The organism is Verrucosispora sp. SN26_14.1, from assembly GCF_004307965.1.
Taxonomy (GTDB): Bacteria; Actinomycetota; Actinomycetes; order Mycobacteriales; family Micromonosporaceae; genus Micromonospora.
This window is the reverse complement of sequence record NZ_SISL01000502.1, coordinates 1-4,086: the sequence shown is the minus strand read 5'-3', so window position 1 is coordinate 4,086 and position 4,086 is coordinate 1. Positions and strand designations below refer to the sequence as shown.

Sequence of the window (4,086 nt, the reverse complement as noted above, 5' to 3'; positions counted from 1 at the left end):
TGATCACCGAAAGAAACTCCCCCGACGACACGAAACGAATATCCCGCCGCAACCCACACCCACCCCGGAACCGCCCCGCACCACCCGAATCCGTCCGAATCTCCACCCGCTCGAAGAACATCCCGGTGCGGGCCTCCATCACCTCGATCGGCGTGCCCCGCCCGGTGCTGCCGGAGACGTGGGTGGCGGCCTCCATGCCGTCGTGCTCGGGGGTGCCGCCCCAGCCGACCAGGTCGTTGTTGCTCACCGCGAAGATCTGACCCGTCTCCGGGTGCGCGCCGACCATCATGAACCCGGGCACGTCACCACCACTGGACGCCGGCAACCGCTCCGGCATCCCCTGCGCCAACGCCTTGAGGATCAACTCGACGGCGACGATGCCGGTCCAGAGCGTGAAGGTCGGCTGCGGGTAGACCGCGTGGAACAGGGTGCCCGGCTCGGCGCGTACCTCCAGCGGGGCGACGGTGCCGGCGTTCGACGGCTCGTCCGGCGAGGTCAGCGACTTGAGGACGACCTTGCAGATCGCCTCGGTGGCACCGAACGGCATGTTGATCGGCCCCCGGGTGGCCGATGCCGAGCCGGCGAAGTCCACCACGAAACGTTCGTCGCTGACGGTGACCGTGACCCGCATCTTGACCGGGTCCTCGGTGATGCCGTCGTCGTCGACCCAGTCCTCGGCCGTCCAGGTGCCCTGCGGGAGGGTGGCCAGCGCGGCCCGGGTGCGGGCCTCACCGTCGGCGATGATGTGGTCGACGGCGGCGGAGACGGTGTCGCGGCCGAACTTCTCGATGATCTCCAGCAGTCGACGCTCGCCGGTACGCAGCGCGGCGATCTGCGCGTGCAGATCACCCAGCACCGCGTCCGGCATCCGCGAGTTGAACCGGATCAACTCGTGGATCTCCCGCACCGGCACACCCCGGGACACCACCTTCGTCCCCGGGAAGATCAACCCCTCCTGGTGCATGTCCGTCGAGTCCAACACGTACCCCGGGTCCTTCGCCCCCAGGTCCATCCAGTGCGCCCGGACACAGAGGAACCCGACCAGGTCGCCGTCGGCGTCGGCGTCCGCCGGGTCGGGGCGGAACACCGGCGCGAACAGCGTCGCGTCGTACGCGTGCGCGGCGTTCCAGTACGGGTAGTTCAGCAGCACCACGTCACCCCGGTGCAGGTTCTCCCGACCCACGTACTCCACGCCCTTGGCCAGCGAGAAGTCGTTCGCGCCGAGGAAGAAGGTCAGCCCGGTGGCCTCGGCGACCAGGCGCAGGTCGGCGTCGTAGATCGACAGGCCGAAGTCGTGCACCTCGTAGATGACCGGGTTGAACGAGGTCCGGATCAGGGTGGCCCGCATCTCCTCGGCCGCCGACAGCAGATAGCTGCGGACGACCTCGACCTGCGCTCCGTCCAGTGTGGTCATGCCGACTCCTCCAGGGTGACCAGCAGGTAGCGGTGCTCGTCGACGGTGACGCGCTGGCCACTGGGCACGACCGTGGTGGAGGTGCCCTCGTCGACCAGGGCCGGACCGCTGAACGTGTCGCCCGGCTCCAGCGCAGCCCGGTCGTACACCGCGAACGGGACCACCGCGCGCGAGCCGAAGTCGTACGCGTCGCGGTGGGTGAGCAGCGCCCGGGACGGGTCACCGTCGCCGCGCGGGTGGGTGCCCAGCTCCGGGCGGGTGGTCCGGCCGATGCCCCGGACCCGCAGGTTGAGCAGTTGCAGCGGATTGTCCATGGTGTGGCCGTAGCGGGCCCGGTGCACCTCGTCGAAGGCGCCGCGCACCGCGTCACGATCCAGCGTCGACCCGACGGTCACCATCAGGCTGTGCTCCTGGCCCAGGTAGCGCACCTCGAACTGGCGCTCCAGCACGGCCTGGTCGGCCGGCACGCCCTGCTCCACCAGCGAGGCGACCGCCTCCGCCTCGACGGCCTTGAACAGCTCCTCCAGCTCGTCCAGCCCCACCTCGTCGAGGCCGGCCATCACGGTACGGCTGAAGTCGTTCACGATGTCCGCCGACAGCATGCCCCAGGCGGAGAAGCCGGACGGCGCAAACGGCACGACGACCTCGCCGATGCCCATCTCGCGGGCCAGCAACGGAGCCAGCAGCGGCCCGGCACCGCCGAAGGCCAGCAGCGAGAAGTGCCGGGGGTCGTGCCCCCGCTCCACGGTGATCTGGCGGACCGCGCCCACCGTACGGGCCAGCAGCACGTCGAAGACTCCGGCGGCGGCGGAGGTGGCGTCGAGCCCGAGCGGCTGCGCCAGTTGCTCGTCGATCGCCGCCCGCGCCGCCTGGTCGTGCAGGCCCATGGTGCCGGCGAGGAACCGGTCCGGGTCCATGTAGCCGAGCACCACCGCCGCGTCGGTGACGGTCGGTCGGGTGCCGCCCCGGCCGTAGCAGACCGGTCCCGGGTCGGCCCCGGCGCTCTGGGGCCCCACCTTCAGCAGCCCCCGGTCCAGCCAGGCGATCGAGCCGCCACCGGCACCGATGGTCCGGATGTCGTACGTCGGGATCAGCAGCGGGAAGTGCTCCAACTGCGCCTCGTACGCGGCCACGGCGGTGCCGCTCTCGATGACGCAGGCGTCCAGCGAGGTGCCGCCGATGTCGAACGTCAGCAGCCGCTCCCGGCCCAGCTCCGAGGCGAGGTACGCGGCACCGACGATGCCACCGGCCGGGCCGGACAGCACGGTGTGCGTCGGTGACGTCTTCGCCACCGCGCTGGTCATCGATCCACCGCCGGAGCGCATGATCAGGAACTGTCCGGTGAAGCCCCGCTCGGCGAGACCGGACTCCAACTCGTCGACGTACCGCTCGAAGATCGGCCGGATGTACGCCTCCAGCACGGTGGTGCTGGTCCGCTCGTACTCGCGGTACTCGCGCACGATGTCGGTGGAGAGCGAGAGGCTGACCTCGGGGAACTCCTCGCGGATCAGCCGGGCCGCCTCGCGTTCGTGGGTGGGGTCCAGGAACGAGTGCAGGAAACAGATGGCGATCGAGGTCACCTGCTGGTCCACCACCAGCGTGCGGGCGGCGGCGCGGACGCTCTCCGGGTCCAGCTCCTCCACCACCCGGCCCCGGTGGTCGAGGCGACCGCGCACCCCGGCGGTGAAGCGGCGCTGCACCAGGCTCGGCGGGCGCTGGTACTGGAAGTCGTACATGTGGTCGGAGGGCACGTTGCCCCGGCCGATCAGGAAGATGTCGCGGAAGCCCTCGTTGGTGATGATCCCGGTCCGGCCGCCGCGCCGTTCCAGCACCGCGTTGAGTCCCAGCGTGGTGCCGTGCGTGAACAGCTCCACCTCGGCCAGGTCGGTGCCGAGCGCCTCGATGGCGGCGAGCACCCCGTCGGCGGGACGGGCCGGGGTGGTGGACGCCTTGCGGAAGCGCACCCGGTTGGTCCGGGTGTCCAGTTCCATCGCGTCGACGAACGTGCCGCCGATGTCGACGGCCAGCCGGATGGGACGACGGGTCATGGCGTGTCGGCCTGCTTTCCGATCAGGGCGGGAAGTTCCGGGACACGCCAGCAGGCGGCCCGGCTCGCGCCGTACGACTGAAGTTCCTGCGGCTGGGAGCGACAGGTGTCGGTGACGAAGGGGCACCGGGCGGCGAGCGCGCAGCCGGTGGCCGCGTCGGTCTCCTCCAGGTCCTTGACCAGCTCCACCCCCGCGACGGACGCGGGTGGCGCGCCGAGTCGCGGCGCGCTGGCCAGCAGTGCCCGGGTGTAGGGGTGGCGAGGGTCGTCGAACACGACGTCGACGGGCCCCTCCTCGACCACGCGACCGAGGTAGAGCACCGCCACCCGGTCGGCGAAGCCCCGGACGGTGGCCAGGTCGTGCGAGATGAAGACCGAGGCCCGGTCGGTGTCGGCGGTGACGTCGGCGATCACGTCGAGGATCTGGGCCTGCACGGTGACGTCGAGGGCCGAGGTGGGCTCGTCGAAGACGATCAGGTCGGGCTCGCCGACCAGGGCGCGGGCGATACCGATGCGCTGGGCCTGACCGCCGGAGAGTTCGTGCGGGTAGCGCCGCAGGATGGACCGGTCGAGTTCCATCCGGTCCAGCACGGCGGCGACCCGGGCCTCCCGCTGGGCGGCGGGC

General features: G+C 71.1%; 3 protein-coding genes. All 3 read right to left on the bottom strand.

The genetic code is table 11. The features are described from left to right. On the bottom strand, window positions 1-1,414 hold a 1,414-nt coding region (locus EYA84_RS27930; protein ID WP_131056862.1), incomplete at its 3' end, for a hydantoinase B/oxoprolinase family protein. Further along, window positions 1,411-3,462, bottom strand: a complete 2,052-nt coding sequence (locus EYA84_RS27925; RefSeq protein ID WP_131056860.1) for a hydantoinase/oxoprolinase family protein — start codon at window positions 3,460-3,462, stop codon at window positions 1,411-1,413. The genes EYA84_RS27930 and EYA84_RS27925, both read right to left, overlap by 4 nt. Beyond that, a partial coding sequence (locus EYA84_RS27920; protein ID WP_131056858.1) for an ABC transporter ATP-binding protein occupies window positions 3,459-4,086 on the bottom strand: 628 nt, incomplete at its 5' end. The genes EYA84_RS27920 and EYA84_RS27925, both read right to left, overlap by 4 nt.